The sequence below is a fragment of the Serinicoccus profundi genome (genome assembly GCF_008001015.1).
In the GTDB taxonomy this organism is placed as follows: domain Bacteria; phylum Actinomycetota; class Actinomycetes; order Actinomycetales; family Dermatophilaceae; genus Ornithinicoccus; species Ornithinicoccus profundi.
The window spans coordinates 1,860,661-1,886,785 of the sequence record NZ_CP042862.1; the positions used below are offsets into that span (position 1 = coordinate 1,860,661).

The following is a 26,125-nucleotide window of genomic DNA, read 5'->3' on the forward strand; positions in this document are numbered from 1 at the left end:
TCAGGACTCCTGGGTGGTGGGGGCGGGGGACGGCGCGTCGGCGGTATGCCGCTCCAGCAGGTCCACGAAGCGGTCGAAGAGGTACTCCGCGTCGTGCGGGCCGGCGGCGGCCTCCGGGTGGTACTGCACGCTGAAGGCCGGGACGTCCGTGCACGACAGCCCCTCCACGACGTCGTCGTTGAGGGCCACGTGATTGCAGCGGACCTGTCCGTAGGGGGTGTCCGCCGGCTGGTCGGTGGGTATGCCGTCGGGCCAGGCGATCGCGAAGCCGTGGTTGTGGCTGGTCACCTCCACCTTGCCGGTCTCGCGGTCCAGCACGGGCTGGTTGATGCCGCGGTGCCCGAAGGCCAGCTTGTAGGTGCCCAGGCCCAGGGCCCGGCCTAGCAGCTGGTTGCCGAAGCAGATGCCGAAGAAGGGGATGCGTCGGTCGAGCACCTCCCGCAGGAGCTCCACCTCGTGCTCGGCCGTCGCGGGGTCACCCGGGCCGTTGGAGAAGAACACGCCGTCGGGCTTCAGCTCGAGCAGCTCCTGCGCCGAGGTCCGGCTCGGCAGCACGTGCACCTCGATCCCGCGCTGCGCCATGAGCGCCGGCGTCATGCCCTTGATGCCCAGGTCGAGCGCCGCCACCCGGAAGCGCGTCGCGACGCCCTCCGGCGGGGACACGACATACGCCTCGGGGGTCGAGACCTCCGCCGCCAGCGCCGAGCCCGCCATGCGTGGCGCCTCCTGCACCTGGCGGAGCATCTCCGGCGTGCCCTCCTGCGCCGCGTCACCGGAGAAGATGCCGACCCGCATCGCCCCGCGGTCCCGCAGGTGCCGGGTCAGCGCACGGGTGTCGACGCCGCTGATGCCGACCACCCCGGCGTGATCGAGGGCCTGGGCCAGGTCGCCCTGGGAGCGCCAGTTGGACGGACGGATCGCCGGGTCGCGGACGACGTAGCCCGCCACCCAGATCCGCTGGCTCTCCATGTCGGTGGTGTTGACGCCGGTGTTGCCGATGTGCGGCGCCGTCATCACCACGACCTGGCGGTGGTAGGAGGGGTCGGTCAGCGTCTCCTGGTAACCGGTCATCCCGGTGCAGAAGACCGCCTCACCGACCGTGACGCCGCGGGCGCCGTAGGCCTCGCCGTGGAAGGTGCGCCCGTCTTCCAGCACCAGGAGGGCCGGCTCTGGCTGTGCGTGGGTCACCCTTGCCTCTTTCGTGTCGTTCGTCATGACGCCGCTCCCCAGACCAGGCCCTCACGCGCGGTGACCTTGCCCCGGAGCATCGTCAGGTGCACGGCGCCGGTGAGCCGGCGCCCGTGCCACGGGTTGTTGCGGGAGAGCGACCGGGACAGGGCCCGGTCGACCGTGTGGCTGCGGGTCGGGTCGACGAGGGTGAGGTTGGCCGGTGCCCCGACCCGCAGCCCCTGCCCGTGGCCGGCCAGCCCGGCGATCCGCGCCGGAGCGCTCGACATCACCCGCGCCACGTCCGACCACCCCATGAGCCCCTCGGCCACCATGACCGTCGAGACGACCGGCAGCGCCGTCTCCAGCCCCAGCATGCCGAAGGCCGCGTCGGAGAAGGCGTGCTCCTTGTCCTGCCGGACGTGCGGGGCGTGGTCGGTGGCGACCGCGTCGATGGTGCCGTCGGCGAGCGCCTCGCGCAGGGCGAGCGTGTCCTCGGCCGGACGCAGCGGCGGGTTGACCTTGAAGGTGGGGTCGTAGCCGACGAGCTCGCCCTCGGTCAGCATGAGGTGGTGCGGCGTGACCTCGGCGGTCACCGCGATCCCCTGCGCCTTGGCCCAGCGGATCACCTCGACGCTGCCCGCGGTCGAGACGTGCGCCACGTGGACCCTGGAGCCGGTATGCCGCGCCAGCATCACGTCGCGCGCGACGATCGTCTCCTCGGCGACCGAGGGCCAGCCGGGCAGCCCCAGCCGCCCGGACAGCTCGCCCTCGTGGCAGCAGGCCGTGCCGTCGGCCAGGCGCGGGTCCTGCGCGTGCTGGGAGACGACGCCGTCGAAGGCCTTGACGTACTCCAGCGCCCGCCGCATGAGTCGCGCGTCGTGGACGCACCGGCCGTCGTCGGAGAACACCCGGACCCGGGCCCGGGAGCGGGCCATGAGCCCGAGCTCGGCCAGCTCCTCGCCGGCCAGGCCCTTGGTGACGGCTCCCACCGGCTGGACGTCGACATAGCCCGCGCGTCGGCCGAGGTCGAGCACGGTCTCGGCGACCTCCGCGGTGTCCGTGACCGGCGAGGTGTTGGCCATCGCCAGCACCGCGGTGAACCCGCCCACCGCCGCGGCCTGGGAGCCGGAGTCGATCGTCTCGGCGTCCTCGCGGCCGGGCTCGCGCAGGTGGGTGTGCAGGTCCACGAGGCCGGGCAGCAGCACCAGGCCGTCGGCGTCCAGGCGCTGGACGCCCTGGGGTGCCTCGGCGGCGGCGTCCGGACCGAGCGCCCGGAGGGTGCCGTCGACGAGGAGCACGTCCCCGGCGCCGTCCCCGGCGAGATCGGCACCCTGGACGAGCAGGGCGGTGGTGGGGCTCACTGTGCGTCTCCTTCCCCGGCGAGGAGGTGGTAGAGGATGGACATGCGGACCGCCACCCCGGCGCTGACCTGGTCGAGCACCAGCGAGCGCGCCGCGTCGGCCGCGTCCGCGGAGATCTCCAGACCGCGGTTCATCGGGCCCGGGTGGCAGATGACGGCGTGCTCCTGCAGCAGGCCCAGGCGACGGGCGGTGAGGCCGTAGGTCACGGCATACTCCCGGGCGGTCGGGAAGTAGCCCCCGGACATCCGCTCGCGCTGGACGCGGAGCATCATCACCGCGTCCACCTGCGGGAGGACCTCGTCGAGGTCGTAGGAGGTGTCGAAGCCGTCCGCCGCGGCCCAGCCGGCGATGCCGCTCGGCATGAGCGTGGGCGGCGCCACCAGGGTGACGTGCGCGCCCAGCGCGCGCAGACACAGGAGGTTGGAGCGCAGGACCCGGGAGTGGGTGAGGTCACCGACGATCGCGACGTGCCGGCCCTCGAGGTCGCCACCGAGCGCGCGGCGCAGGGTGTAGGCGTCGAGGAGGGCCTGGCTCGGGTGCTCGTGCGTGCCGTCGCCGGCGTTGACGATCGAGCAGTTCGTCCAGTCGGCGACCTGCGCCGGGGCGCCGCTGGCGGGGTGACGGATGATCATCATGTCCACGCCCATGGCGTCGATGGTGAGGACGGTGTCGCGCAGCGACTCCCCCTTGGAGACCGACGTGCCCTTACCGGTGAGGTTGATCGTGTCGGCGCTCATCCACTTGCCGGCGATCTCGAAGGACGCGCGGGTGCGGGTGGAGTCCTCGAAGAAGAAGTTGATGATCGTGCGGCCGCGCAGCGTCGGGAGCTTCTTGACCTGGCGGTCCTGCACCTCGTGCATGGAGACCGCGGTGTCGAGAATGGCGGTGATCTCCTCGGAGGACAGGTCGGCGATCGAGAGCAGGTGCTTCACGCGATCCACACCCCCTCGGTGCCGTCCCCGTCGGCCAGCCGCACCATGACGCGCTCCGAGCGCGAGGTGGGGAGGTTCTTGCCGACGTAGTCCGCGCGGATCGGCAGGTCGCGGTGACCGCGGTCGACGAGCACCGCCAGCCGGACGACCGAGGGACGACCGAGGTCGGCGAGGCTGTCGAGCGCCGCCCGCACGGTCCGGCCGGAGTAGAGCACGTCGTCGACGAGCACCACGACCTTGCCGTCCACGCCGCCGGCGGGGACCTTCATCGGCTCGGGCGCCCGGGTGGGCTGGGTGCGCAGGTCGTCGCGGTACATCGTGATGTCCAACGACCCGGTGGGCACGTCGGTCCCCTCGACGGCCGCGATGGACGCGGCGAGGCGGTGGGCGAGCGGCACGCCGCGGGTCGGGATCCCCAGCAGGACGAGGTCGTCGGGCCCCTTGTTGCCCTCGAGGATCTCGTGCGCGATGCGCTTGAGCGCCCGCTGGATGTCGTCGGGGGTGAGGACCTCACGTCCTCCGGTGGTCCGAGGCGCTCCCGCGGGGGGAGCGGCGTCTCGTTCACGGGCAGGGCTCATCAGGCCCACTCTCCTTCCCCGCCTCACAGGACGGTGGTTAAAGGACGTGTCGGTGCGCGTACCACCCTACCCCCACCGGGGCAGGGTCCCCGCCCCGACCCCGCCCCGGGCGGATGCGGAGGCACCTCGCGCAGCAGGCATACCCGAGCGGGGTGCGGGGTCAGACGAGGGTGTGCTTGACCTCGGCGATGCGGGCGAGCAGACCGTTGACGAAGCTCGGTGAGTCGTCGGTGCTCATCCGCCCGACGAGCTCGACCGCCTCGGAGACCGCGACCATGTCGGGCACCTCGTCGTTCCAGAGGATCTCCCAGGCCCCGACCCGGAGGGCGGCGCGGTCGACCGCGGCCATCCGCTCCAGGCTCCAGCCCTGGGACCAGGTGGCGAGGATCTCCTCGATCTGCGACCAGTGGAAGATCACGCCCCGCACGATCTCGACGGTGTAGTCCGGCAGGGCGTGCTGGGTGGTCGGCGTCGCGATCCGGGACTCCAGGAGCTCACCGACGTTGATCCCCCGCTGCTCGGCCTCGAAGAGCAGCTCCAGGGCCCGCTTGCGTGCCCGGGTGCGTGCGGCCACGGGTCAGTTCACGCGGCCGAGGTAGGACCCGTCGCGGGTGTCGACCTTGACCTTGGTGCCGGACTCGAGGAACAGCGGGACCTGGATCTCCGCGCCGGTCTCCAGCGTGGCCGGCTTGGTGCCACCCGTGGACCGGTCGCCCTGCAGGCCGGGGTCGGTGTGGGTGATCTCGAGCACCACCGAGGGGGGCAGCTCGACATAGAGGACACGACCCTCGTGCTGGGCGATCATGGCCCGGTTGTTCTCGAGGAGGTAGTTGGCCGTGGTGCCCATGGCCTCGGGGCTCACCGGGACCTGCTCGTAGGTCTTCTCATCCATGAAGATGTAGTCGGTACCGTCGTTGTAGAGGTACTGGTAGTCCGAGCGGTCGACCGTGGCCGTCTCCACCTTGGTGCCCGCGTTGAACGTCTTGTCCACGATCTTGTTGGTGAGGACGTTCTTGAGCTTGGTGCGGACGAAGGCCGGGCCCTTGCCGGGCTTGACGTGCTGGAACTCCAGCACCTGCCACAGCCCGTTGTCCATGTCGAGGACCATGCCGTTCTTCAGGTCGTTCGTGCTTGCCACGTCGCGTGTCTTCCTTCGGTATGCCGGTCGGCGGGTTCAGGGATTTACCGCATCGAGTCTACCCGCGCCCCGAGCGCGGCCGGTCGGCGTGATCTGCGTCACGGCATACGGCACAGTGGTCCGCATGACCTCGTGGACCCGACTCGCCGCCGCGCTGCCCGCCGCCGGCCTCGCCGCGCTGGCGGCGCACGACCTGCTGCAGAAGAAGCACGCGATCCTGCGCACCTTCCCCGTCATCGGGCACGCGCGCTACGCCGTGGAGAAGATCGGCCCCGAGCTGCGCCAGTACATCGTCGCCGGGGACAACGAGGAGCGGCCCTTCAGCCGCGACCAGCGCCGGTGGGTCTACGCCAGCAGCAAGCAGGAGAACCCCTACTTCGGCTTCGGCACCGACAACGACATCGAGCACGACGAGGGCTACGCCATCCTCAAGCACGCCACCTTCGCCGAGGTCGCGCCCTCGGTCGACCCGCACGCCGGGGAGTCCACCGACCTGCCGTGCGCCAAGGTGCTGGGGGCGGCCCGGGGGCGGGCCCGGGCCTTCCGGCCGCGCTCGGCCATCAACGTCTCCGCCATGAGCTACGGCTCGTTGTCGGGTCCGGCGATCGAGGCGCTCAACCGCGGCTGCCGCGAGGCCGGGGCGCTGCACAACACCGGGGAGGGCGGCATCAGCGTGCACCACCAGCACGGGGCCGACCTCGTCTTCCAGATCGGCACCGCCTACTTCGGGTGCCGCGACGACCGGGGCCGCTTCGACCTGTCGCGGCTCAAGGACCTCGTGTCCGCCAACCCGGTGCGGGCGCTGGAGGTCAAGCTCTCACAGGGCGCCAAGCCGGGCCTGGGTGGTCTGCTGCCCAAGGACAAGATCACCGAGGAGATCGCCGGCATCCGCGGCATCTCGCGCGACCGGGACTGCCACTCCCCCAGCCGGCACGCGGAGTTCTCCGACATCGACAGCATGCTGGACTTCGTCGAGCTGCTGGCCGCGGAGACTGGGCTGCCGGTCGGCATCAAGTCGGCGGTCGGCGACCAGCGGATGTGGAGCGACCTGGCGCGGGCCATGGACGGCGGCGCCCGCGGGGTGGACTTCATCACCGTCGACGGCGGCGAGGGCGGCACCGGTGCCGCTCCGCTGCCCTTCGCCGACTCGGTGGCGCTGCCCTTCCGCGTCGGCTTCCCCCGGGTGTATGCCGAGTTCGCCCGGCGCGGCATCGCCCAGGACGTCGTCTTCGTCGGCGGCGGCAAGCTCGGCCTGCCCACCAACGCCGCCGTCGCCTTCGCCCTCGGCGTCGACCTGTGCCACGTGGCGCGGGAGGCGATGCTCTCCATCGGCTGCATCCAGGCCCAGCGCTGCCACGACGACCACTGCCCGACCGGCGTCGCCACCCAGAACGCCTGGCTGACCCGCGGGCTGGACCCCGGCCTCAAGTCGGTGCGTGCCGCCAACTACCTGCGCTCCTGGCGGCGGGAGATGCTCAAGCTCGCGGAGGCGTGCGGCGTCGTGCACCCCGCTCATCCGTGGCGACAGCGTGGAGATCCTGCTCGGGCAGCGTCAGGCCACGCCGCTGTGGCAGCAGGTCGGCTACGACTCGCCCGACTGGGGTCTGCCGTCGCCGGAGCAGGACGCCGCCCTGCACGAGCTCATGCGCGGCGCCCCGCACGGCGGCTCCGCCGAGCCCTCGGCGACGGCGCGGGAGCACCTGCCGCACTGACGACCGGAGAGGATGGCTCCTCGTGCACCGATCCTCCCCGGGGACGGGCGGCATACCGGAGAGGAAGCCCGCGCGTGCACCGATCCTCCCCGGCGACGAGCGGCATACCGGAGAGGATGCCCGCCCATCCTCCCCGGCGACGGGCGGCATACCGGAGAGGATCCTTGCGCGTGGACCCGTCCTCTCCGGCCGAACGGTCGCCCGCCCCGACTCTCAGCCGCGAGGTCATGTCTCAGCCCCCTCGAGCAGGCTGATGCATGACGTCGCGGCTGAAGGATGACGAACCGGCTGAGGGTGACCTCCGGCAGACGTGACCGCCCCCGCCGATGCGCGGGCGCTCCCGGTCAGCCGCTGAGGGCGGCGTAGGCCGCCTCGAGGTCCTCCTCGGACGGCGCGACGAGCCGGGTGGGGCGGGCGAGGCCCTCGAGCACGACGAAGCGCAGGGTCGAGCCGCGGGTCTTCTTGTCGCGCCCCATGGCGGTGCGCAGCTCCTCCCACCGCCCCGGCCGGTATGCCGTCGGCAGCCCGACGGCGCCCAGCACGCGCCGATGGCGCTCCACGAGGTCGGCGTCGGTCACCCCCCGCGCGGTGGGCGAGCTCGGCGACGTAGACCATGCCGACGGCGACGGCGTCCCCGTGCCGCCAGGTGAAGTGCTCGACCTGCTCGATGGCGTGCCCGAAGGTGTGGCCGTAGTTGAGGATCTCGCGCAGCGAGCTCTCGGTGAGGTCGGCGGCCACCACCTCGGCCTTGACCCGGACGGCCCGCGTGATGAGCTCCAGGGCCAGCGCCGGGTCGAGGCTGGGGTCGACCGCCCGCTCGGGTGCGGCCTCGATGAGGTCGAGGATCGCCGGGTCGGCGATGAAGCCGCACTTGATGACCTCGGCCAACCCGGAGACGTAGTCCGCCCGCGGCTGGGTCTGCAGCCAGGCCGGGTCGCACAGGACCTCGACCGGCGGGTGGAAGGCCCCGACGAGGTTCTTGCCCTCGGCGGTGTTGATACCGGTCTTGCCCCCGACGGCGGCGTCGACGACCGCCAGCAACGACGTGGGCACCTGCACGACCTGCACGCCACGCAGCCAGCTCGCCGCGACGAAACCCGCGAGGTCGGTCGTGGCCCCACCCCCGATGCCGACGACGAGGTCGGAGCGGGTGAAGCCGGACTGCCCCAGGCGCGCCCACAGCCCGGCCAGCACCTCGACGCTCTTGGCCGCCTCCGCGTCGGGCACCACGGCCAGCTCTGGCGCGGCGCCCTGCGCGGCGAGCAGCTCGGCCGCCTCCCGGGCGAAGTCCTCCCGGCCCTGTGGACCACGAGGACGCGACGGCCGGGCTCGGCGTGCGCGGCCAGCCGGGACAGCACCCCGGGCCGACGTGCACGGCATACGGGCTCTCGCCCCCGACCTCGACGGTCCGGGCGTCACCCGCGGCGTCGTCCCCGTCGGCGCGCCCGCTCCCGCCGGCCGCCGGGCTCACGGCGCCACCCACGCCACGATCTCGTCGGCCACCTGCTCCGGGGTCCGCTGGGCGGTATCGACGCGCAGTCCGCTGACCGCCTCGTAGGTCGGACGCCGGCCGTTCATGAGCCGGGTCCAGGACGCGCGGGGGTTGACGAGCAGCAGCGGCCGCGAGGCGTCGAAGCCGACCCGCACGGAGGCGTCGGCGATGCTCACGTCGAGGAACACCACACGGTGCTCCCCCTCACCGAGGGCCTGGGCGACCGGCTCCTGCATCACCGCTCCCCCACCGAGCGCCACGACGCCGGTCTCCTCGCGCAGGGCGCGGAGCACCTCCGCCTGCTCCAGCGCACGGAAGGCCGCTTCGCCGTCCTCGACGAAGATGTCGCTGATCGAGCGGCCCTCCCCGGCCTCGACCGCGGCATCGGTGTCGTGCAGCGCCACCCCGAGTCGCTCGGCGAGCACCGCGCCCGACCGTCGACTTGCCAGCCCCGGGCGGACCGACGAGCACCACGCGCGGGCCGCTCATCGCGCCTGCTCCGTCGCCGGGGTGCGCTGGTGCTCCGCGACGGCGGCGAGGTATGCCGCATGGTTGCGGGCGACCTCCGGCACCGAGTCGCCCGAACTTCTCCAGCACGGCGTCCGCGAGCACGAGCGCCACCATGGCCTCGGCCACGACTCCGGCGGCCGGCACCGCGCACACGTCGGAGCGCTGGTGGATGGCCGTGCCGGCCTCTCCCGTCGTCGTGTCGACCGTGCGCAGGGCGCGCGGGACCGTCGAGATCGGCTTCATCGCAGCCCGCACGCGCAACACCTCACCGGTGCTCATGCCCCCCTCGGTGCCACCGCTGCGCAGCGTGGCGCGGCGGATCAGCCCCTGGTCGTCGCGGTCGATCTCGTCGTGGGCCTCGCTGCCGCGGCGGGCCGCCGTGCGGAAGCCCTCCCCGACCTCCACGCCCTTGATCGCCTGGATGCCCATGAGGGCCGCGGCCAGCCGCGCGTCGAGCCGGCGGTCCCAGTGCACGTGCGAGCCGAGGCCCGGCGGGAGGCCGTAGGCCAGCACCTCGACGACGCCACCGAGGGTGTCGCCCGCCTTCTTCGCGGCGTCGACCTCCGCGACCATCGCCGCGGACCGGTCGGCGTCGAGGGTCCGCACGGGGTCGGCGTCGACCCGGTCGACGTCCTCGGGTCGGGGCAGCGAGTCGGGCTCCGGTGCGTCGTCGTCGATCGCGGGCACGCCGGCGCGTCCGATGCTCACGGTGTGCGAGACCAGCCGGACCCCGACGGCCTGCTCGAGGAAGGCGGCCGCGACGGCCCCCAGCGCGACCCGGGCCGCGGTCTCCCGCGCCGAGGCCCGCTCGAGGATCGGCCGCGCCTCCTCGAAGCCGTACTTCGTCATCCCGACGAGATCGGCGTGACCGGGCCGGGGCCGGGTGAGCGGACGGTTGCGGGCGAGCTCCTGGGGCGCCCCGACGTCGTCGGCACCCTGCAGCGAGGACGCGTCCACGGGCTCGGGGCCCATGACCTCCTGCCACTTGTGCCACTCGGAGTTCTCGATCTGCAGCGCGAGCGGTGAGCCCAGCGACAGGCCGTGGCGCATACCCCCGAGGAAGTGCAGCCGGTCGGCCTCGAAGCTCATGCGCGCCCCACGTCCATACCCCAGACGCCGGCGGGCCAGCGCCCCCTCCACGGCCTCGCGCTCGACGCGCACCCCGGCGGGGAGACCTTCGAGGACGGCGGTGAGGGCGGGTCCGTGCGACTCACCGGCGGTCAACCAACGCAGCATGACCGCCATCTTCCCACGCACCGGGTCACCGGTCCGGCGCGGCCCGGGCGGGACGGCTCAGGCCAGCCCGCTCATCGTCGCCGACCCCAGGAGCAGCCCGACCAGGGCCCCGAGCATCATCGCGGGGCCGTAGGCGAAGTCACCCTTCCAGCTCACCCGCCGGGCCAGGAGCAGCCCCACCGCGAAGAGCCCGCCGACGATGAACCCTGCGTAGATCCCGAGGATCGCCTCGGCCCAGCCGAACCACCCCAGCCCGGTGCCGAGGACGGCGGCGAGCTTGACGTCACCCAGCCCGAGCGCCAGCGACCCGCGGGCCAGCGAGAGCAGCGCGATGAGGAGGTAGAACCCGCCGGCGGCGAGCCCGGCCAGCAGGGCACGGACGAGCGGGTCCAGGCCGCCCCCGGCGATCGCCGCCACGGGAAGCCCGACGAGGAGCACCCCCATGGTCGGCCACATGATGCGGTCCGGCAGCCGGTGGACGTCGAGGTCCATGGCCGCCAGGCACACGCACGCCAACGTGACCAGGAGCAGCGTGGGGGTGAGGACCGCGGCCACCGGCCAGCCCGGCACGGCGTCGTCCGGGACCTGCCAGACGCGGTGCATGACCACCGCCGCGGAGAGCCCGAGGGCGACGGGGACCCACCACCGTCGCCCGGGGTAGGGCACGTCCACCTCGTCGGGCTTGCGGTAGGTCGTCTGCTCGAGCCAGCGCGCCACGGGCACCCCGAGCAGCGCGACGACGACGGCGACCACGGCGGGCAGGACGAGGTCGGAGACGGGGAGGTCGGTCACGACCCCGCCCGGTCGTCCAGCGCGCCCCGCAACGCGGCGTCCATCGCCCGCGTCGGGGCATCGAGCCCGGTCATCAGCTCCACCTGCCGCACGGCCTGGTGCAGCAGCATGCGCGTTCCCCTCACGACCCGGACCCTATCGTGCGTCGCCGTGGCGACCACGTCGGCCAGGGCGCTCGGCCACGGGGCGTAACTCACGTCCATGACGACCGGCGGCTGGGCGCCGGCGGGCAGGACCGGTGGGGCGGGCACCCCGCCCGGCAGGGTGCTGAGGACGACCTCGGTGTCCAGGGGTATGCCCTCGCTCAGCGCTCGTCGGTGCACGCGCATCCCGAGGCGCTCGAGGAGGGCGTCGGTCGCGGGGCGGGTCCAGTCGCGGACGCAGAGCGTGACCTCCTGCGCTCCGAGGGTGTGCAGCGCCAAGATCGCCGACCGGGCGGTCGCCCCCGCACCGACGACCACGGCCCGGGAGACCGTGCCGACACCGGCCTCGGTGAGCGCGGCCTGGAGCCCGTGCACATCGGTGTTGTCGGCATACCACCCGGTCTCGCGGCGCACGAGGGTGTTGGCGGCGCCGACCGCGCGCGCGGCGGGACCGGTGTCGTCGGCCAGGTCGAGCGCCTCCTCCTTGCCGGGCATCGTCACCGACAGGCCGACCCACTCCGGGCCCAGCGCCGCGACGTGCGCCGCGAGGGCACCCTGGGGCACCTCGACCCGGTCGTAGCACCAGTCGGTGAGCCCCAGTGCGGTGTAGGCGGCGCGGTGCAGCACCGGGGAGAGCGAGTGCGCGACAGGGGAGCCGACGACGGCCGCGCGGGTCAGCACTGGTCCGGGTTGTCCTCGCACCACTGGAGGAACTCGTCCTGGTTGGCGAGGTGCTCCTCGTAGGTCTCCGCGAACTTCGTCTCACCGGTGGAGGGGTTGACGGTCACGAAGTAGACCCAGTCGCCGGCCTCCGGCTCGTTGGCGGCGCGCAGGGCGTCCTCTCCCGGGCTGTTGATCGGACCCGGCGGCAGCCCGGGGTGGACGTAGGTGTTGTAGGGGCTGTCGTTGGAGCGCTGCTCCTCCGTGGTGCCCGCGCGACCGCGCTCCTGGTAGATGAAGTGGACGGTGGAGTCCATCTGGAGGAAACCGCTGGTCTCGGAGTTGCCCTCGATGCGGTTCTCCATGACCCGGGCGATCTTGGGGAGGTCCTCGGCGAACTGCCCCTCACCCTGCACGATGCTCGCCTTGACGACCACCTCGCGCAGGTCCTCGTCGGCGATCCCGAGCTCGTCGTAGACCTGCACGCCCTGGTCGATCATGGCCTGCAGCTGCTCGGCGGGGGTGCTGTCGGGCCCGAACTCGTAGGTGCTCGGGTAGAGGAAGCCCTCGAGCTCGCCCTCAGCCGCCTCCGGCAGCTCGAGGTCCGCCGGGTCCACCGCCTCGTAGTCGGCGACGTCGTGCCCGGTGCCCTCGGCCAGGACCTGGAAGGTCTCGTCGACCCACAGGCCCTCGCGCACGGTGACCCCGCTGAACTCGCGGAACTCCGGGTCCAGGAGGCGGCCCAGCGCCGCCTCCGAGCTCATCTGGTTGGCCATCCGGTAGGTACCCGGCTGGATGGCGGAAGAGTCCGGGTTGGCCTGCAGCGCCGTGGAGAAGGCCGCCACCGAGCCCACGACGTCCTCCTCGACGAGGATCTCGGCGATCTGTGCGCCGGCCGCACCCTGGGGGATCTCGACGATCACCTCCCCGCTGCCCTCACCCTCGTAGTCGGTCGTGGAGACCGCCTCACCAGCCGACAGGTCCGGCAGCAGGGAGCGCATCGACCCGAAGGAGTAGACACCGGCCACGACGACCACGAGAGCGGCCAGGGTCAGGGCCAGCACCTTGAGCACGGGGTTGCGGTGCCGGCGGCGCCGCTGTCGGTAGTGGTACGCGTCGGGATCGGCCGGGTCCAGCACGTCGTCCGCGAGGGACTCGTCGTGGTGGCGGGCACCACGCAGGCCGAGCACGTCGTCGTCGAAACGCTCGGCGGCACCGCGGGCGTCGTGCTCGTCCCAGTCGTCCTCGGGCGGCTGGCTCATGGGGCGTCCTTCGCGTCAGGGTCGCGAGACCGTCGGGCCCGGGGCTTCCTCGCCGACAAGGGGACACCGGCGGGACGGCCGGCTCGACGTGAATCCAGGGCTGCCTGGAGGATAAGCACCGCTGCCACCTGGTCCACGACGCCACGCTGGTCGCGCCCGGGAACGCCGCTGCTGTGCAGCGCCCGGTGGGCGTCGACGGTGGACAGTCGCTCGTCCCAGAGTCGTACCGGCACCTCCAGGCACCGTTGCAGCCGCTCAGCGTACCCGCGCGCGCGCAGCGCTGCCACTCGTTCGGTGCCGTCGAGGGAACGCGGCATACCCACCACGACCAGCACGGCCTCCCGCTGACGGGCCTCCTCGGCGATCTGCTCGAGGTCGCTGCCGCCGTCGTGGTCCCGGCGCAGGGTCGCCACCGGGTGGGCGAGCAGACCGAGCGCGTCGGAGGCCGCCACGCCGACCCGGGCCTCGCCCACGTCGACGCCCAGCAGGACGCCGGTGGCGCTGCTCGCGGGCTCCTCGCGCGGTCCGCTCACGCCCGGAGGGCGTCCTCGACCGCGGCCAGCGCCGCGCCCGTGGCGGCCGGGTCCTGCCCGCCGCCCTGGGCGAGGTCGTCCTTGCCGCCGCCGCCACCGCCGAGCGTCTGCGCGGCCACCCGGACGAGCGCGCCCGCCTTGGTACCGCGCTCCCGCGCCGCCTCGTTGGTGGCCACGACCACCGAGGGCCGGCCTCCGCCGGTCGCGGTCAGGGCGACGACGACCGGACGGTCGGAGCCCAGCCGCGAGCGCAGGTCGGTGACGAGCTTGCGCAGGTCGTCCGCGCCGGCCCCGTCGCCGAGGTCGTGCCCGAGGTAGGTCGTGCCCGCCACGTCGCGCGCCTCCTGGACGAGGCCCGAGGCGGCGGAGAGGACCTGGGAGGCCTTGGCCTGCGAGATCTCCTTCTCGGCGTCCTTGAGCCGCGCCACGAGCTGGGCGACCCGGTCGGACAGCTCGTCGGGCCGCACCTTGAGGGTGTCGGTGAGCTGGTTGACGATGACGTTCTCCCGGGCCAGGTGGGCATAGGCGTCGGCGCCCACGAGCGCCTCGACGCGCCGCACGCCGGAGCCGATGGAGGACTCCCCCATGATCTTGACGAGGGAGAGCTGCGCGCTGTTGAGCACGTGCGTGCCACCGCACAGCTCCAGGCTCCAGGGGCCACCCACCGAGACGACCCGCACGACGTCGGGGTAGCGCTCGCCGAAGAGCGCCATGGCGCCCATCTCTCGCGCCTCGGCGAAGCTCATCTCGGCCGCGCTGACCTGCAGGTCGGCCATGAGGCGCTCGTTGATGCGGGCCTCCACGTCGGCGAGCTCGGCCGCGTCCAGACCCCGGGTGGCGCGGAAGTCGAAACGCAGGCGGCCCGGCGCGTTCTCCGACCCCGCCTGGGTCGCGCTCTCCCCCAGCGTCTCGCGCAGCACCTTGTGCACGATGTGGGTCGCGGTATGCGCCCGCGACACCGAGGCGCGGCGGCGCACGTCGATCTCGCTGTGGGCGTGCTCACCGACGGCGACCTCGCCCTCGACGAGGCGGCCGCGGTGCACGACGAGACCGGGCACCGGGCGCTGCACGTCGGTGACCTCGAAGACGGCACCGCTCCCGAGCCGGATCGTGCCGTGGTCGGCGAGCTGGCCGCCCGCCTCGGCGTAGAACGGCGTGCTGCCGAGCACGAGCTCCAGCTCGGCGCCGTCCTGCTCCGCAGCGCCGTCGAGGCGGAAGCGGTCGATCTCCTGCCCACCGGACAGCAGCCCGACGACGCGGTCCTCGCCGCTCATCTGCTCGTAGCCGGTGAACGCGGTCTGCGTGCCCAGCCGGTCGACCAGCCCGCGGTAGGCACCGGGGCCGCCGCGTCCGGACTTCTTGGCCCGGGCGTCGGCCTTGGCGCGGTCGCGCTGCTCACGCATGAGGGCACGGAAGCCGTCCTCGTCCACGGACAGCCCCTGCTCGGAGGCCATCTCGAGGGTGAGGTCGATCGGGAAGCCGTAGGTGTCGTGCAGCGCGAACGCCTCGGCACCGCCGAGCCGGGTGGATCCGGCGGACCGGGCCCTGGCCACCGCGTCGTCGAGGATGCTCGTGCCGCTGACCAGGGTGCGCCCGAAGGCCTCCTCCTCGGCCGCCGCGATCTCGCTGATCCGCTCCCACTGCTCCTGCAGCTCGGGGTAGGACGCGCTCATGACGTCCTTGCTCACCGTGAGCAGGTGCGTCAGCGAGGGCTCCTCCACACCCAGCAGGCGCATCGAGCGCACCGCGCGGCGCAGGAGCCGACGCAGGACATACCCGCGTCCCTCGTTGCCCGGCACCACGCCGTCGCCCATGAGCATGAGGCCGGAGCGCACGTGGTCCGCGACGACCCGGAAGCGCACGTCGTCCTCGTGGTCGGCGCCGTAGGTCCGGCCGCTGAGCTCCTCGGCCCGCTCGATGACGGGGTAGACCTCGTCGATCTCGTAGAGGTTGTCGACCCCCTGGAGGAGGTAGGCCACCCGCTCCAGCCCCATCCCGGTGTCGATGTTCTTGCTCGGCAGCTCCCCCGCGACGTCGAAGTCGATCTTGGAGCGGACCTCGGTGAGCTCCTCCTGCATGAAGACGAGGTTCCAGATCTCCAGGAAACGGTCCTCGTCGACGACCGGCCCACCGTCGGGGCCGAACTCCGCCCCCCGGTCGACGTAGATCTCGCTGCACGGACCGCCCGGGCCGGGGACTCCGGTGTGCCAGTAGTTGTCCTCCAGCCCGCGCTCCTGGATCCGCTCCGGCGGCAGCCCCGCGACCCGGCCCCAGATCTCGGCGGCCTCCTCATCACCCTTGAGCACGGTGACCCAGATGCTCTCTGGGTCGAATCCGAGGCACCCCTGCGACTGGGAGCCGGTGACGAACTCCCACGCGTAGGCGATCGCCTCCTCCTTGAAGTAGTCGCCGAAGGAGAAGTTGCCGTTCATCTGGAAGAACGTGCCGTGCCGGGTCGTCTTGCCGACCTCCTCGATGTCGAGGGTCCGCACGCACTTCTGCACGCTCGTGGCCCGCGGCCACGGCGGCGTCTGCTGCCCGGTGAGGTAGGGGATGAAGGGCACCATCCCGGCCACCGTGAAGAGGAGGGTGGGGTCCTGGCTGACCAACGAGGCGCTCGGCACCACCGCATGGCCCTTGCCCTCGAAGAAGGTCAGCCAACGGCGGCGGATCTCGGCGGTTTCCATGATCTCCTCGTGTGCCTGGCGCGGGTGCGCCGACGGTGCGACTAGGGGCTGATCCACTCTAGACGACCGTGCCACTGCGCATCGAACGCCTTTGCGCGCCAGCCGGTCGGCTCAGTCGCGGCCGCGGATGATGCGCCGCAGCTCGCGCCACCGTGGCCCGAGCCGCTCCTCCCAGCCGCGACCCGTCGGCCGGTAGTAGTCGGCACCGACGAGGTCGTCGGGGAGGAACTGCTGCTCGCCCACGCCCGCGGGCTCGTCGTGGGTGTAGCGGTAGCCCTCACCGTGGCCGAGGCGCGCGGCACCGGCATACCCCGTCCCGCGCAGGTGCGGCGGCACCGGGCCGCCCTTGCCGGCCCGCACGTCGGCGATCGCCGCGTTGATGGCGGAGTATGCCGCGTTGGACTTCGGCGCCAGCGCGTTGTGGACGACCGCCTGGCCGAGGATGATCCGGGCTTCGGGCATCCCGATCTGCGCGACCGCGTGCATGGCCGCGACGGCGGTCTGGAGGGCCGTGGGGTCACCCATGCCGACGTCCTCGCTGGCGGCGATGACGATCCGGCGGGCGATGAACCGTGGGTCCTCCCCCGCCTCGAGCTGCCGCGCGAGGTAGTGCAGGGCCGCATCGACGTCCGAGCCCCGCATCGACTTGATGAAGGCGCTCGCGACGTCGTAGTGCTGGTCGCCGGCGCGGTCGTAGCGCACGGCGGCCTGCGCCATCGCCTGCTCGACCTGGGCGAGCGTGATCTCCGCGACGTCGTCCTCCCGGCCGGCCGCGCGGTCGTCGGCGGCCACCCCTGCGGCGGCCTCCAGCGTGGTGAGTGCCCGGCGTGCATCGCCGCCGGCCATCCGCACGACGTGCTCGGTGGCGGCCTCGCCCAGGGTGAACGCGCCATCGAGGCCGCGCTCGTCGGCCAGGGCGCGGGCGAGCACCCCGCGGACATCGTCGTCGTCGAGCGAGCCCAGCGTCACCAGGACCGAGCGGGACAGCAGCGGCGCGATGATGCTGAAGGACGGGTTCTCCGTCGTCGCCGCGACGAGAATGACCGTGCGGTTCTCCACCCCGGGCAGCAGGGCGTCCTGCTGGGCCTTGGTGAAGCGATGGATCTCGTCGAGGAAGAGCACCGTCTGGCGGCCGTGCAGCGAGCGCTCCCGCACCGCCTGCTCCATCACGGCGCGCACGTCCTTGACACCGGCGGTCACCGCCGACAGCTCGACGAAGGTGCGGTCGGCGGCCTGGGCGACGAGGTGGGCGAGGGTCGTCTTGCCGGTGCCCGGCGGCCCCCAGAGGATCGCCGAGAGCGGCCCGGCCGCACCACCGTGCCCCTCGATGAGCCGGCGCAGGGGCGAGCCCGGGCGCAGGACGTCGCGCTGCCCGACGACCTCGTCCAGGGTCTGCGGGCGCATCCGGACGGCGAGCGGGGCGAGCAGCGCACCGCTCGCGTCGCCGGGGTCCGCGCTCTGGGCGGTGGTGAACAGGTCGGACACGGATGTCAGGCTAACGCCGTGGACCGACTGACCCGGCACGCCGACCTCCTGGCGCTCTCCGGCGACGACCCGTGGGTGCGGTGGGTGGTCCCCGACCCGCTGCCGGGCGAGGTCTGGGTGCACGAGGGCGTGGCGCTGGTGCAGCGCCTCGGCGAGCGCCCCGGATTCTGGGTCGCCCCCCTCTCCGGTATGCCGCGCCCTGGTGGGGGTGGCTCCGTCCTGGGCTCCGAGGCGGCGGGCACGACGGAGCGCGCCCGGGTCCGGGCGGCCCTGGTGGCCCTGCGCGACGGCGGGCATCTCCCCCGCCTCGGAGCCAGGGCGGTGTCGGTGCCCCAGGAGCACGCCGACCTGGCGCACGAGGTCCTCGACCTCGGCGCCGGGGGTGAGTGGGAGTGGATGTGGACGAGCGTCGAACCGGACGTCGACGATCGCGAGCGCGACGTCATACCTCTCGACGACCGCCGCGACGCCGCCGAGCTCGAGACCTTCACCCGCGCTCACAACCCTCGCGTGTGGACGCAGATCGGGACGGGGCGGGTCCACCACTGGGTGGGGCTGCGAGACGGGGCCGGGCGCCTGGTCGCGATCGGTGGCGCCGAGCGCGAGGCCACGGGTGTGGCGCACCTCGCCGGCATTGTCACCGCGCGTGAGCACCGCGGCACGGGCCTGGCGACGGTCGTCAGCGCCGCGCTCACCCGCTGGGCGGTGGCCGAGCGCGGTGTCTGCACGCTGGGCGTCTTCAGCGACAACCTCGCCGCACGGCGGGTGTATGCGCGGCTGGGCTACCGCACGGCCCGCGCCTGGCACTCGCGTCACCTGGTGCCGTGAACGCCCAGCACGAGCCGCAGGGCCGACATAGGCTGGCCTGATGCAGGCATCTGACGGCGCAGAATCGATCGAGACCGTCCTGTCGGTGGCGGACAACTTCGACATCGTGCAGTGGCTCCGGCCCAGAGGTGGTCCCCGCTCGGTGGTCGAGCAGTACCACCAGCTCAGAGGCCTTCCGGTGCGGCCGGTCGGCACCGGTCTACGCCTGGGTGACTTCCTCCTGGGCGAGGAGGACCCCGAGATCGTCGCCTTCGGCGCAGACCAGCACACCTACTACATGGCCAGTTCCACCATCCTGAACCTGAACCCCCAGAGCGACCCGTGGCGCAGCCTGGACGTCACCGCCGGGGAGCTGCGGCACGTCGCCCGCAACACCCGGGTCGGCTGGGAGGAGTTCGACTGGTGGATCCGAGGAGACCTCAAGCGACGCCTGTCCTACGGGCTCGACGAGTCCGAGACCGGGGTCCAGGTGGGTGAACCACCCGAGTTCGAGGCTCCGTTCTGGACCTGGATCGCCAACGCCGATCCCATCCCCGATGAGGACGGGATCATGCCCGACCGAGAGGGCCTGTGGGTCGAGTTCTCCGACGCCCTCATGGCCACCATGATCAACTCCCTGCTCAACTTGGACCCGCACGACATGACCGCCTGGGACTGGCCGGTCGACACCTACCACGTCCCGCAGCGCCAACGCTGACGTTGCCCGGGCAGGGCGTCGCCGTGCACGCCTGGCACTCACGGATGCTGGAGAACGCCACCGGCTGACTCGACCAGCCACGGGTTACGGCGGTGGGTGTGTCGGTGGGCCGCGCTAGACACGTGGCATGGAGATCAGGACCGTCCTGCCGCCCTTCGCTGTCACCGCGTCCGCGCGCTGTGCGATCGAAGAACTGGGAGGTGCCGTGCGGGTGGACGTCGAGGACGGCGGCTGCTGCGGCCGCACCTACGTCTTCGCCCTGGTCGACCCGGAGTCACCGACCGTGGCCCCCGACGCACGCTACGGCTGTCCGGGCGCATGGCTTGTCGTCTCGCCCCAGGCCGAGGTGGTGCTCACCGGAGCTGAGCTCGACTACGCAGCCAGACTGAGGCCGCCGCGCTTCCGCATCCTCAGGAACCCCACCACGGTCGACGTCTGTCCGTGCCGACGGTCCTTCGGCGCACCGTGGCCCGGTCCGCGGCAACCGACGTGCCGGAGCTATGCGCCGATGCCGTGGGATGAGGAGTTCGACCCTCCGAGGGCGTGGCGGCGACAGACCGAATGGGGCTCGCTGGATTGACACTCGTACATCTGTTCGATTACACTGTGGGGAGAGGGTAGATGACACCGGGAGGGGGTGCCAGCATGGCGGGGGAACGGGAACCTGCGAGCGTGAGCCAGGTCACGTCGTTGACCGCCCGCCTGGCGCTCCCCCGCCCTGATGCCACGGACCCGGAGCGGCTGGAACTGATCCGCGCCCTCGAGGATCTGAACCGCGCCAGTGCCGCAGCCCAGGCCGTGCTGTCAGAGGAGTTCGAGCGCTCCCAACGGGCACAGCAGGAGGCCGAAGGGGTGCCCGCGGAGCGGGTGGGCACCGGAGTCGCGGACGACCTCGCCCTCGCGGGCAAGCTCTCCCCCGCCCGCTCCTCCAACCGCCTCGCCTGCTCCCGGGCGCTCGCCCGGGAGATGCCGCAGACGTTGGACGCCCTGGCCTCCGGCGTCATCGACCTCGCCCAGGCCGAGATCATCACCCGAGCCACTGCGTGTCTCTCGGTCGAGGATCGGGCGACCGTCGACGGGGAGCTGTCGGGCCGGCTGACCGGTCTGTCGACCAAGCAGATCCGGGACACCGTGAACGCGCTCGTCTACGAGCTGGATCCGCAGGTGATCGTGCGCCGGGCCCGGAGAGCCGCCGAGGACGCCTACGTCTCGATGCGACCAGCGCCGGACGTCATGTGCGTGATCTCGGCCATGCTGCCAGCGGCCCAAGGTGTCGCCGTGTATGCCGCGCTCAAGCGCCACGCCGAGGGTCTGCGGGCCTCAGGTGACCCCCGCAACCACGGCAAGATCATGGCCGACACGCTCTACGCCACCCTCACCGGGCTCGACCCCGTGACCCTGCCGGACATCGAGCTCCACCTCGTGATGACCGATGCGACGCTCATGTCCGGTGACACGGTGGCGGCCTTCCTCGACGGCTACGGGCCCGTGCCTGCCCAGAATGCTCGCGACCTGCTCATCCCCCCGGCGGCCTCCGAAGGTCCGATGGGTGAGCTCGGCCCGGATGCTGAGCCGGGCCTCGAGCGAGAACTCTGCCCGGAGGGGTCGCAGTGCGCCGACTCGTCCTGCTCCCGAGTCCACGGGACGGTGGACCACACGGCACAGCCCCAGGCCGAGGGTGAGCCGGCCGAGGACAAGGATGGTCACGAGCCGCCGACCCACGCGGCGCCCGCGAGCGAAGGGCCAGTCGACGAGGAATCCGTCGACCAGGGATCTGTCGACGAGGAATCAGTCGAGGAGGCCAAGCGGGCGTCGGCGCGGGTCTTCGTCCGGCGTCTGTATGCCGACTCCCTGACCGGGGAGGTCTTCGCCCGCGACAGCCGGCGTCGGTTCTTCCCGGCCGCGGACCGGGCCCTCATCGTCAGCCGGGACCGCTACTGCCGGAGTCCCTGGTGCGGCGCCCCGATCAGGCATATCGACCACCGCATCCGACACCGCGACGGGGGCGGCACCTCGACACACAACGGGCAGGGTCTGTGTGAGCGCTGCAACCAGGGGCGGGAGCGACCTCGTCAGACCGCGGTCCCACCGACGCTCTACCTCAGAGCCAGCTCGGTGCTCCCGCGGCTGAGGAGTGCACACCCGCCGGACCACGCCGCGCGGGAAAGGGCGGGCTGAGCGCGGGACCAGAACACGAGAGCCGGCTGAGCGCTGAGACGCGCCACGGGGACGACAGAGCAGCGCTGCCCGCAGGCCGGACCGGGACTTCCGGTCCGGCCTGCGGGCAGCGTCCCTGGCTCAGCTCAGCCCACGGGCCCTCGGGTCCCACTCACCGCAGCATCGGGCGCCTGGATCCACTCACCGCCGCATCGGGCGCCTGGATCCACTCACCGCCGCATCGGGCGCCTGGATCCACTCACCGCCGCATGCCGCGCTCGGCTCAGGCAGATCAGCCCTGCGCGGGGCCCGCGCCGTCCGCCGTCTCCTTTTCCGCCTCGGGCTCGGGCTCGGGCTCGGCGTCCACGCCGGCCTCCTTGCGCTGCTCCGGCGTGATCGGGGCCGGAGCCGCGGTCAGCGGGTCGAAGCCGCCACCGGACTTCGGGAACGCGATGACGTCGCGGATCGAGTCGGTGCCGGCGAGCAGCGCGACGATCCGGTCCCAGCCGAAGGCGATCCCGCCGTGCGGGGGCGCACCGAACTTGAACGCCTCGAGCAGGAAGCCGAACTTCTCCTGCGCCTGCTCCGGGGAGAGCCCCATGATGGCGAAGACCCGCTCCTGGACGTCGCGGCGGTGGATACGGATCGATCCGCCACCGATCTCGTTGCCGTTGCACACGAGGTCGTAGGCGTAGGCCAGCGCCGCCCCCGGGTCCTGCTCGAGGGTGTCGAGGAACTCTTCCTTCGGCGAGGTGAAGGCGTGGTGCACCGCCGTCCAGGCCCCGGCGCCGACCGCGACGTCACCCGCCGCGACCGCGTCACCGGCCGGCTCGAAGAGCGGCGCGTCGATGACCCACAGGAAGCTCCAGGCGCTCTCGTCGACGAGCCCGACGCGCTCGGCGATCTCCTGCCGGGCCGCCCCGAGCAGGGCCCGGGACGGCTTGGTGGCGCCGGCGGCGAAGAAGACGCAGTCGCCCGGCGCGGCACCGACGTGCGCCGCCAGACCCTCCCGCTCGGCGTCGGAGAGGTTCTTGGCGACCGGTCCACCGAGCGTCCCGTCCTCGCCCACGGTGACGTAGGCCAGACCCTTGGCCCCGCGCTGCTTGGCCCACTCCTGCCAGGCGTCGAACTGCCGACGCGGCTGGCTGCCGCCACCGGGCATGACGACAGCACCGACATACTCCGCCTGGAAGACGCGGAAGGAGGTGTCGGCGAAGTAGTCGGTGCACTCCACGAGCTCCACCTCGAAGCGCAGGTCCGGCTTGTCCGAGCCGTAGCGCCGCATCGCCTCGGCATACGTCATCCGGGGGAAGGGCGTCGTGAGCTCGACCCCGATGGTGCGCCACACCGCCGTCGCGATGGTCTCGCCCAGCGCGATGACGTCGTCCTGCTCGACGAAGCTCATCTCGATGTCGAGCTGGGTGAACTCCGGCTGCCGGTCGGCCCGGAAGTCCTCGTCGCGGTAGCAGCGGGCGATCTGGTAATAGCGCTCCATCCCGGCCACCATGAGCAGCTGCTTGAACAGCTGCGGGCTCTGCGGAAGGGCGTACCAGCTGCCCGGCTGCAGGCGGGCCGGCACGAGGAAGTCGCGCGCGCCCTCGGGGGTCGACCGGGTCAGGGTCGGGGTCTCGACCTCGACGAAGTCACGCTCGGCGAGGACGGTGCGGGCGGCCGCGTTGACCTTGGAGCGCAGCCGGAGGTTCTGCCCGGCGGACCCGGCACCGGGCCGGCGCAGGTCGAGGTAGCGGTGGCGCAGTCGCGCCTCCTCCCCCACGGTGACCCGCTCGTCGATCTGGAAGGGCAGCGGTGCGGCGGCGCTGAGCACCTCGATCTGCGTCGCGACGACGTCGATGCCGCCGGTCGGGAGCTCGGGGTTGACGTCCTTGTCGGCGCGCGCGGTGACCTCGCCGACGACCTTGACGCAGTACTCGCTGCGCAGGTCGTGGGCGGTGCCGGTCAGGACCTCGTCCCGGGCGACGACCTGGACGACACCGCTGGCGTCGCGCAGGTCGATGAAGGCGACTCCGCCGTGGTCACGGCGTCGGGCCACCCAGCCGGTGAGGGTGACGGTCTGCCCGACGTGCGCGGGTCGCAAGGTGCCCGACTCGTGGGTGCGTAGCATGATCTCTCCTCTCGGTGCGGAGCGCCGGGGTCGATCGATGCGACGGCCCGGGCCCGCCATGGCAGCCCGGGAGGTGTGGGCGGGGGCCAGGTCGCGGTGCCACCACACCTTTGTCGAGGGGACCTCGACCTCTCGTCGGTCTCGCCGGACGCGCGGCCCCGGGTGGTGCGTCCGGAGGTCGGGGTATGCCGCCTCCGTCCGCCCCGGCGGGTCGTCAGGCCGCCCCGGGAACGCCCCCATCCTACGGCGACCAGGCAGTGGACCACGCACACGTGATCCCGACGTCAGGTCAGCGATCCCCTCGACGGGTCGCCAGCGCCAGCACGGACAGCATGAGCGGCCCGTTATGCACCTGACCACCCAGCACCGCGGCCACGGCGTCGGCGAGGCTGACCCAGCCGGACGGCATACCCGCCTCCTCGCCCTCCCGGGCGTGCCGCTGCTCCGCGGGCACGTCGGTGAGCCCGGTGGCGACGAAGGTGTGGATCGTCTCCGAGAGCCCTCCCGGAGAGGGGGTGAAGCTCACCAGCGGCTCCCAGTGGTCGGCGTGCAGGTCGGCCTCCTCGGCCAGCTCGCGCCGCGCGGCGTCCACGGGCGCCTCGCCCTCGACGTCGAGCAGGCCCGCGGGGATCTCCCAGTCCTGCGTCGCGATGGGGTGGCGGTACTGCCGGATGACGAAGATCTCCGGCTCACCGCGGTCCTCGCGCACCGCGAGCACGGCCACGGCACCGGTGTGACGGACGTACTCCCGCACCGCCGGGCCGTCGTCCAGCTCGACCTCGTCGCGGTGGACGTTCCAGACGGCACCCTCCAACGCCACCTCGGAACGACGCACCGGCCGGGAGCCGGGCAGATCGATGAGCTCGGCGAGGGGCAGGCGAGGCGCGGAGAGCGTCATCAGTCCGGCAGCTCGTGCTGGTGCTGGCGCTCGACCTCGACCAGGCGCTGGCTGCGCTGGGCGTCGAGGGCGGCCGCGACGAGGCCGGCGAAGAGCGGGTGCGCGTGGTCCGGGCGCGACTTGAACTCGGGGTGCGCCTGCGTGGAGACGTAGTAGGGGTGGACCTCGCGCGGCAGCTCGACGAACTCCACGAGGCCGCCGTCCGGAGACTGGCCGCTGACGACGAGGCCGGCTGCGGTGAGCTGGTCGCGGAAGCCGTTGTTGACCTCGTAGCGGTGCCGGTGCCGCTCGGTCACCTCCGTGGCGGCATAGGCCTCCGCCACGACCGACCCCTCGGTGAGCACCGCCGGGTAGGAGCCCAGCCGCATCGTGCCGCCGAGGTCGCCCGCACCCTCGACAAAGGACTTCTGCTCCTCCATGGTGGCGATGACGGGGGCAGGCGTGCCCGGGTCGAACTCGGTCGAACTGGCGGCCTCGATACCGGCGACGTGACGGGCGTGCTCGATGACCATCGCCTGAAGCCCCAGGCAGATCCCGAGCGTCGGCACCTGGCGTTCCCGGGCCCAGCGCAGCGCCCCGATCTTGCCCTCGATGCCGCGGACCCCGAACCCGCCCGGCACGAGGATGGCGTCGACGCCACCCAGGGCCTTGGCCGCACCGGCCTCGGTGCGGCACTCATCGGAGGCCACCCACCGGATGTCGACCTTGGCGTCGTGCCGGAAGCCGCCCGCGCGCATCGCCTCGGTGACCGACAGGTAGGCGTCCGGGAGGTCGACGTACTTGCCCACCAGGGCGATCTCCACCCGGTGCTCGGGCTCGTGGACCCGCTCGAGCAGGGCGTCCCAGGCCGACCAGTCGACGTCCCGGAACGGCAGCCCGAGGTGGCGCACGACATACGCGTCGAGCATCTCGGTGTGCAGCACCTTGGGGATGTCGTAGATCGACGGGGCGTCGACGGCGGCCGCGACCGCGTCGGAGTCGACGTCGCACATCATCGAGATCTTGCGCTTGATGCCCTCGGGGATCTCCCGGTCGGCCCGCAGGACCAGCGCGTCCGGGGTGATGCCGACCTGCCGCAGCGCGGCGACCGAGTGCTGCGTCGGCTTGGTCTTGAGCTCCCCGCTGGGCGCGAGGTAGGGCACCAGCGAGACGTGCAAGAAGAAGGAGTTGGTGCGCCCGATGTCGTGCCTGACCTGGCGCGCGGCCTCGAGGAAGGGCAACGACTCGATGTCGCCGACGGTGCCGCCGACCTCGGTGATGATGATGTCCGGGCGCTCGCCCTCGGGCAGCTCGGCCGCCGCGCGCATGCGCGCCTTGATCTCGTTGGTGATGTGCGGGATGACCTGGACGGTGTCGCCGAGGTAGTCGCCGCGGCGCTCCTTGGCGATGACGTCGTTGTAGATCTGCCCGGTGGTGACGTTGGAGCGGCCCCACAGGTCGGTGTTGAGGAAGCGCTCGTAGTGCCCGATGTCCAGGTCGCACTCGGCGCCGTCCTCGGTGACGAACACCTCACCGTGCTGGAAGGGGTTCATCGTGCCCGGATCCACATTGATGTAGGGATCGAGCTTCTGCATCGTCACCCGCAACCCCCGACTGCGGAGCAGGAACCCCAGGCTCGAGGCCGTCAGTCCCTTCCCGAGCGAGGAGGCGACGCCTCCGGTCACAAAGATGTGCTTCGTCGTCTCCGCCACGGGCTTGCAGTCTACGTGACCCGCTCGGCGCCGACCACAGG

At 72.5% G+C, this 26,125-nt stretch carries 20 protein-coding genes and 3 pseudogenes; 5 read left to right on the forward strand and 18 right to left on the reverse strand.

Features of this window, described 5'->3' with window-relative positions:
• From carA to efp, 6 genes are all read right to left on the reverse strand, one after another.
• Positions 1-1,188 carry a glutamine-hydrolyzing carbamoyl-phosphate synthase small subunit gene (gene carA / locus FA582_RS08590; protein ID WP_010148599.1) on the reverse strand — a complete coding sequence of 396 codons (1,188 nt, stop codon included), beginning with the start codon at positions 1,186-1,188 and terminating at the stop codon, positions 1-3.
• A 23-nt stretch (positions 1,189-1,211) separates the two neighbouring features.
• Entirely contained in the window at positions 1,212-2,531 is a 1,320-nt protein-coding gene (locus FA582_RS08595; RefSeq protein WP_010148600.1) for a dihydroorotase, read from the reverse strand.
• On the reverse strand, positions 2,528-3,463 hold the full coding sequence (locus tag FA582_RS08600; protein ID WP_010148601.1) for an aspartate carbamoyltransferase catalytic subunit: 936 nt from the start codon (positions 3,461-3,463) through the stop codon (positions 2,528-2,530). The genes FA582_RS08595 and FA582_RS08600 overlap by 4 nt, the downstream gene beginning before the upstream one ends.
• Positions 3,460-4,041, reverse strand: a complete 582-nt coding sequence (gene pyrR / locus FA582_RS08605; RefSeq protein WP_010148602.1) for a bifunctional pyr operon transcriptional regulator/uracil phosphoribosyltransferase PyrR — start codon at positions 4,039-4,041, stop codon at positions 3,460-3,462. Before pyrR ends, FA582_RS08600 begins: the two co-directional genes overlap by 4 nt.
• Before the next feature lie 160 nt (positions 4,042-4,201).
• Positions 4,202-4,615, reverse strand: coding sequence for a transcription antitermination factor NusB (nusB, locus tag FA582_RS08610; RefSeq protein ID WP_010148603.1), 414 nt, complete (start codon positions 4,613-4,615; stop codon positions 4,202-4,204).
• A gap of 3 nt (positions 4,616-4,618) precedes the next feature.
• Positions 4,619-5,179 (reverse strand): elongation factor P, encoded by a 561-nt coding sequence (gene efp, locus FA582_RS08615; RefSeq protein WP_010148604.1) that lies wholly within the window; start codon positions 5,177-5,179, stop codon positions 4,619-4,621.
• 124 nt (positions 5,180-5,303) lie between these two features.
• On the opposite strand from efp, the gene FA582_RS08620 reads away from it, so the two are divergent.
• Positions 5,304-7,145: an FMN-binding glutamate synthase family protein gene (locus FA582_RS08620; protein ID WP_010148605.1), complete on the forward strand. Its 1,842-nt coding sequence runs from the start codon at positions 5,304-5,306 to the stop codon at positions 7,143-7,145.
• Positions 7,146-7,235: 90 nt separating this feature from the next.
• Here the strand turns inward: FA582_RS08620 and aroB are convergent.
• From aroB to FA582_RS08665, 9 genes and pseudogenes are all read right to left on the reverse strand, one after another.
• A pseudogene (aroB, locus tag FA582_RS08625) lies at positions 7,236-8,374 on the reverse strand (3-dehydroquinate synthase).
• Positions 8,359-8,872: pseudogene (locus FA582_RS08630) on the reverse strand (shikimate kinase). The pseudogenes aroB and FA582_RS08630 overlap by 16 nt, the downstream one beginning before the upstream one ends.
• Positions 8,869-10,129: pseudogene (gene aroC, locus FA582_RS08635) on the reverse strand (chorismate synthase). The pseudogenes FA582_RS08630 and aroC overlap by 4 nt, the downstream one beginning before the upstream one ends.
• 57 nt (positions 10,130-10,186) lie before the next feature.
• Positions 10,187-10,921: a prepilin peptidase gene (locus FA582_RS08640; RefSeq protein ID WP_010148609.1), complete on the reverse strand. Its 735-nt coding sequence runs from the start codon at positions 10,919-10,921 to the stop codon at positions 10,187-10,189.
• Entirely contained in the window at positions 10,918-11,745 is an 828-nt protein-coding gene (locus tag FA582_RS08645; RefSeq protein ID WP_010148610.1) for a shikimate dehydrogenase, read from the reverse strand. The genes FA582_RS08640 and FA582_RS08645 overlap by 4 nt, the downstream gene beginning before the upstream one ends.
• Positions 11,739-12,986, reverse strand: a complete 1,248-nt coding sequence (mltG, locus tag FA582_RS08650) for an endolytic transglycosylase MltG (RefSeq protein WP_010148612.1) — start codon at positions 12,984-12,986, stop codon at positions 11,739-11,741. Before mltG ends, FA582_RS08645 begins: the two co-directional genes overlap by 7 nt.
• Complete coding sequence (gene ruvX, locus FA582_RS08655) at positions 12,983-13,519, reverse strand: Holliday junction resolvase RuvX (RefSeq protein WP_010148613.1); 537 nt, start codon at positions 13,517-13,519, stop codon at positions 12,983-12,985. Before ruvX ends, mltG begins: the two co-directional genes overlap by 4 nt.
• Positions 13,516-16,206: an alanine--tRNA ligase gene (gene alaS / locus FA582_RS08660; RefSeq protein WP_010148614.1), complete on the reverse strand. Its 2,691-nt coding sequence runs from the start codon at positions 16,204-16,206 to the stop codon at positions 13,516-13,518. Before alaS ends, ruvX begins: the two co-directional genes overlap by 4 nt.
• Positions 16,207-16,317: 111 nt before the next feature.
• A complete protein-coding gene (locus FA582_RS08665; RefSeq protein WP_010148615.1) occupies positions 16,318-17,691 on the reverse strand; it encodes a replication-associated recombination protein A in 1,374 nt (457 codons plus the stop codon).
• Between the two features lie 18 nt (positions 17,692-17,709).
• Between FA582_RS08665 and FA582_RS08670 the strand changes: the two genes are divergently transcribed.
• From FA582_RS08670 to FA582_RS08685, 4 genes are all read left to right on the forward strand, one after another.
• On the forward strand, positions 17,710-18,519 hold the full coding sequence (locus FA582_RS08670; RefSeq protein ID WP_010148616.1) for a GNAT family N-acetyltransferase: 810 nt from the start codon (positions 17,710-17,712) through the stop codon (positions 18,517-18,519).
• 40 nt (positions 18,520-18,559) lie between these two features.
• On the forward strand, positions 18,560-19,216 hold the full coding sequence (locus FA582_RS08675) for a hypothetical protein (protein WP_010148617.1): 657 nt from the start codon (positions 18,560-18,562) through the stop codon (positions 19,214-19,216).
• A 127-nt stretch (positions 19,217-19,343) separates the two neighbouring features.
• On the forward strand, positions 19,344-19,796 hold the full coding sequence (locus FA582_RS08680) for a HesB/IscA family protein (RefSeq protein ID WP_010148618.1): 453 nt from the start codon (positions 19,344-19,346) through the stop codon (positions 19,794-19,796).
• Positions 19,797-19,888: 92 nt separating this feature from the next.
• Entirely contained in the window at positions 19,889-21,394 is a 1,506-nt protein-coding gene (locus FA582_RS08685; RefSeq protein ID WP_158640864.1) for an HNH endonuclease, read from the forward strand.
• 271 nt (positions 21,395-21,665) lie between these two features.
• Here FA582_RS08685 and aspS read toward each other — a convergent pair whose 3' ends face one another.
• The 3 genes from aspS to FA582_RS08700 form a co-directional block, all read right to left on the reverse strand.
• A complete protein-coding gene (gene aspS / locus FA582_RS08690; RefSeq protein WP_010148620.1) occupies positions 21,666-23,495 on the reverse strand; it encodes an aspartate--tRNA ligase in 1,830 nt (609 codons plus the stop codon).
• A gap of 289 nt (positions 23,496-23,784) precedes the next feature.
• On the reverse strand, positions 23,785-24,393 hold the full coding sequence (locus FA582_RS08695; RefSeq protein WP_010148621.1) for an NUDIX domain-containing protein: 609 nt from the start codon (positions 24,391-24,393) through the stop codon (positions 23,785-23,787).
• The gene (locus FA582_RS08700; protein ID WP_010148622.1) at positions 24,393-26,084 is read right to left on the reverse strand and encodes a CTP synthase; all 1,692 of its coding nucleotides are present in this window, start codon (positions 26,082-26,084) and stop codon (positions 24,393-24,395) included. The genes FA582_RS08695 and FA582_RS08700 overlap by 1 nt, the downstream gene beginning before the upstream one ends.
• Positions 26,085-26,125: the final 41 nt, after the last annotated feature.

Bases quoted from the DNA above. Each gene is read 5' to 3' on its own strand.
- FA582_RS08695 (WP_010148621.1), bottom strand. From the start codon at position 24,393: ATGACGCTCTCCGCGCCTCGCCTGCCCCTCGCCGAGCTCATCGATCTG.
- alaS (WP_010148614.1), bottom strand. From the start codon at position 16,206: ATGGAAACCGCCGAGATCCGCCGCCGTTGGCTGACCTTCTTCGAGGGC.
- FA582_RS08680 (WP_010148618.1), top strand. From the start codon at position 19,344: ATGGAGATCAGGACCGTCCTGCCGCCCTTCGCTGTCACCGCGTCCGCG.
- mltG (WP_010148612.1), bottom strand. From the start codon at position 12,986: ATGAGCCAGCCGCCCGAGGACGACTGGGACGAGCACGACGCCCGCGGT.
- FA582_RS08675 (WP_010148617.1), top strand. From the start codon at position 18,560: ATGCAGGCATCTGACGGCGCAGAATCGATCGAGACCGTCCTGTCGGTG.
- FA582_RS08620 (WP_010148605.1), top strand. From the start codon at position 5,304: ATGACCTCGTGGACCCGACTCGCCGCCGCGCTGCCCGCCGCCGGCCTC.
- pyrR (WP_010148602.1), bottom strand. From the start codon at position 4,041: ATGAGCCCTGCCCGTGAACGAGACGCCGCTCCCCCCGCGGGAGCGCCT.
- aspS (WP_010148620.1), bottom strand. From the start codon at position 23,495: ATGCTACGCACCCACGAGTCGGGCACCTTGCGACCCGCGCACGTCGGG.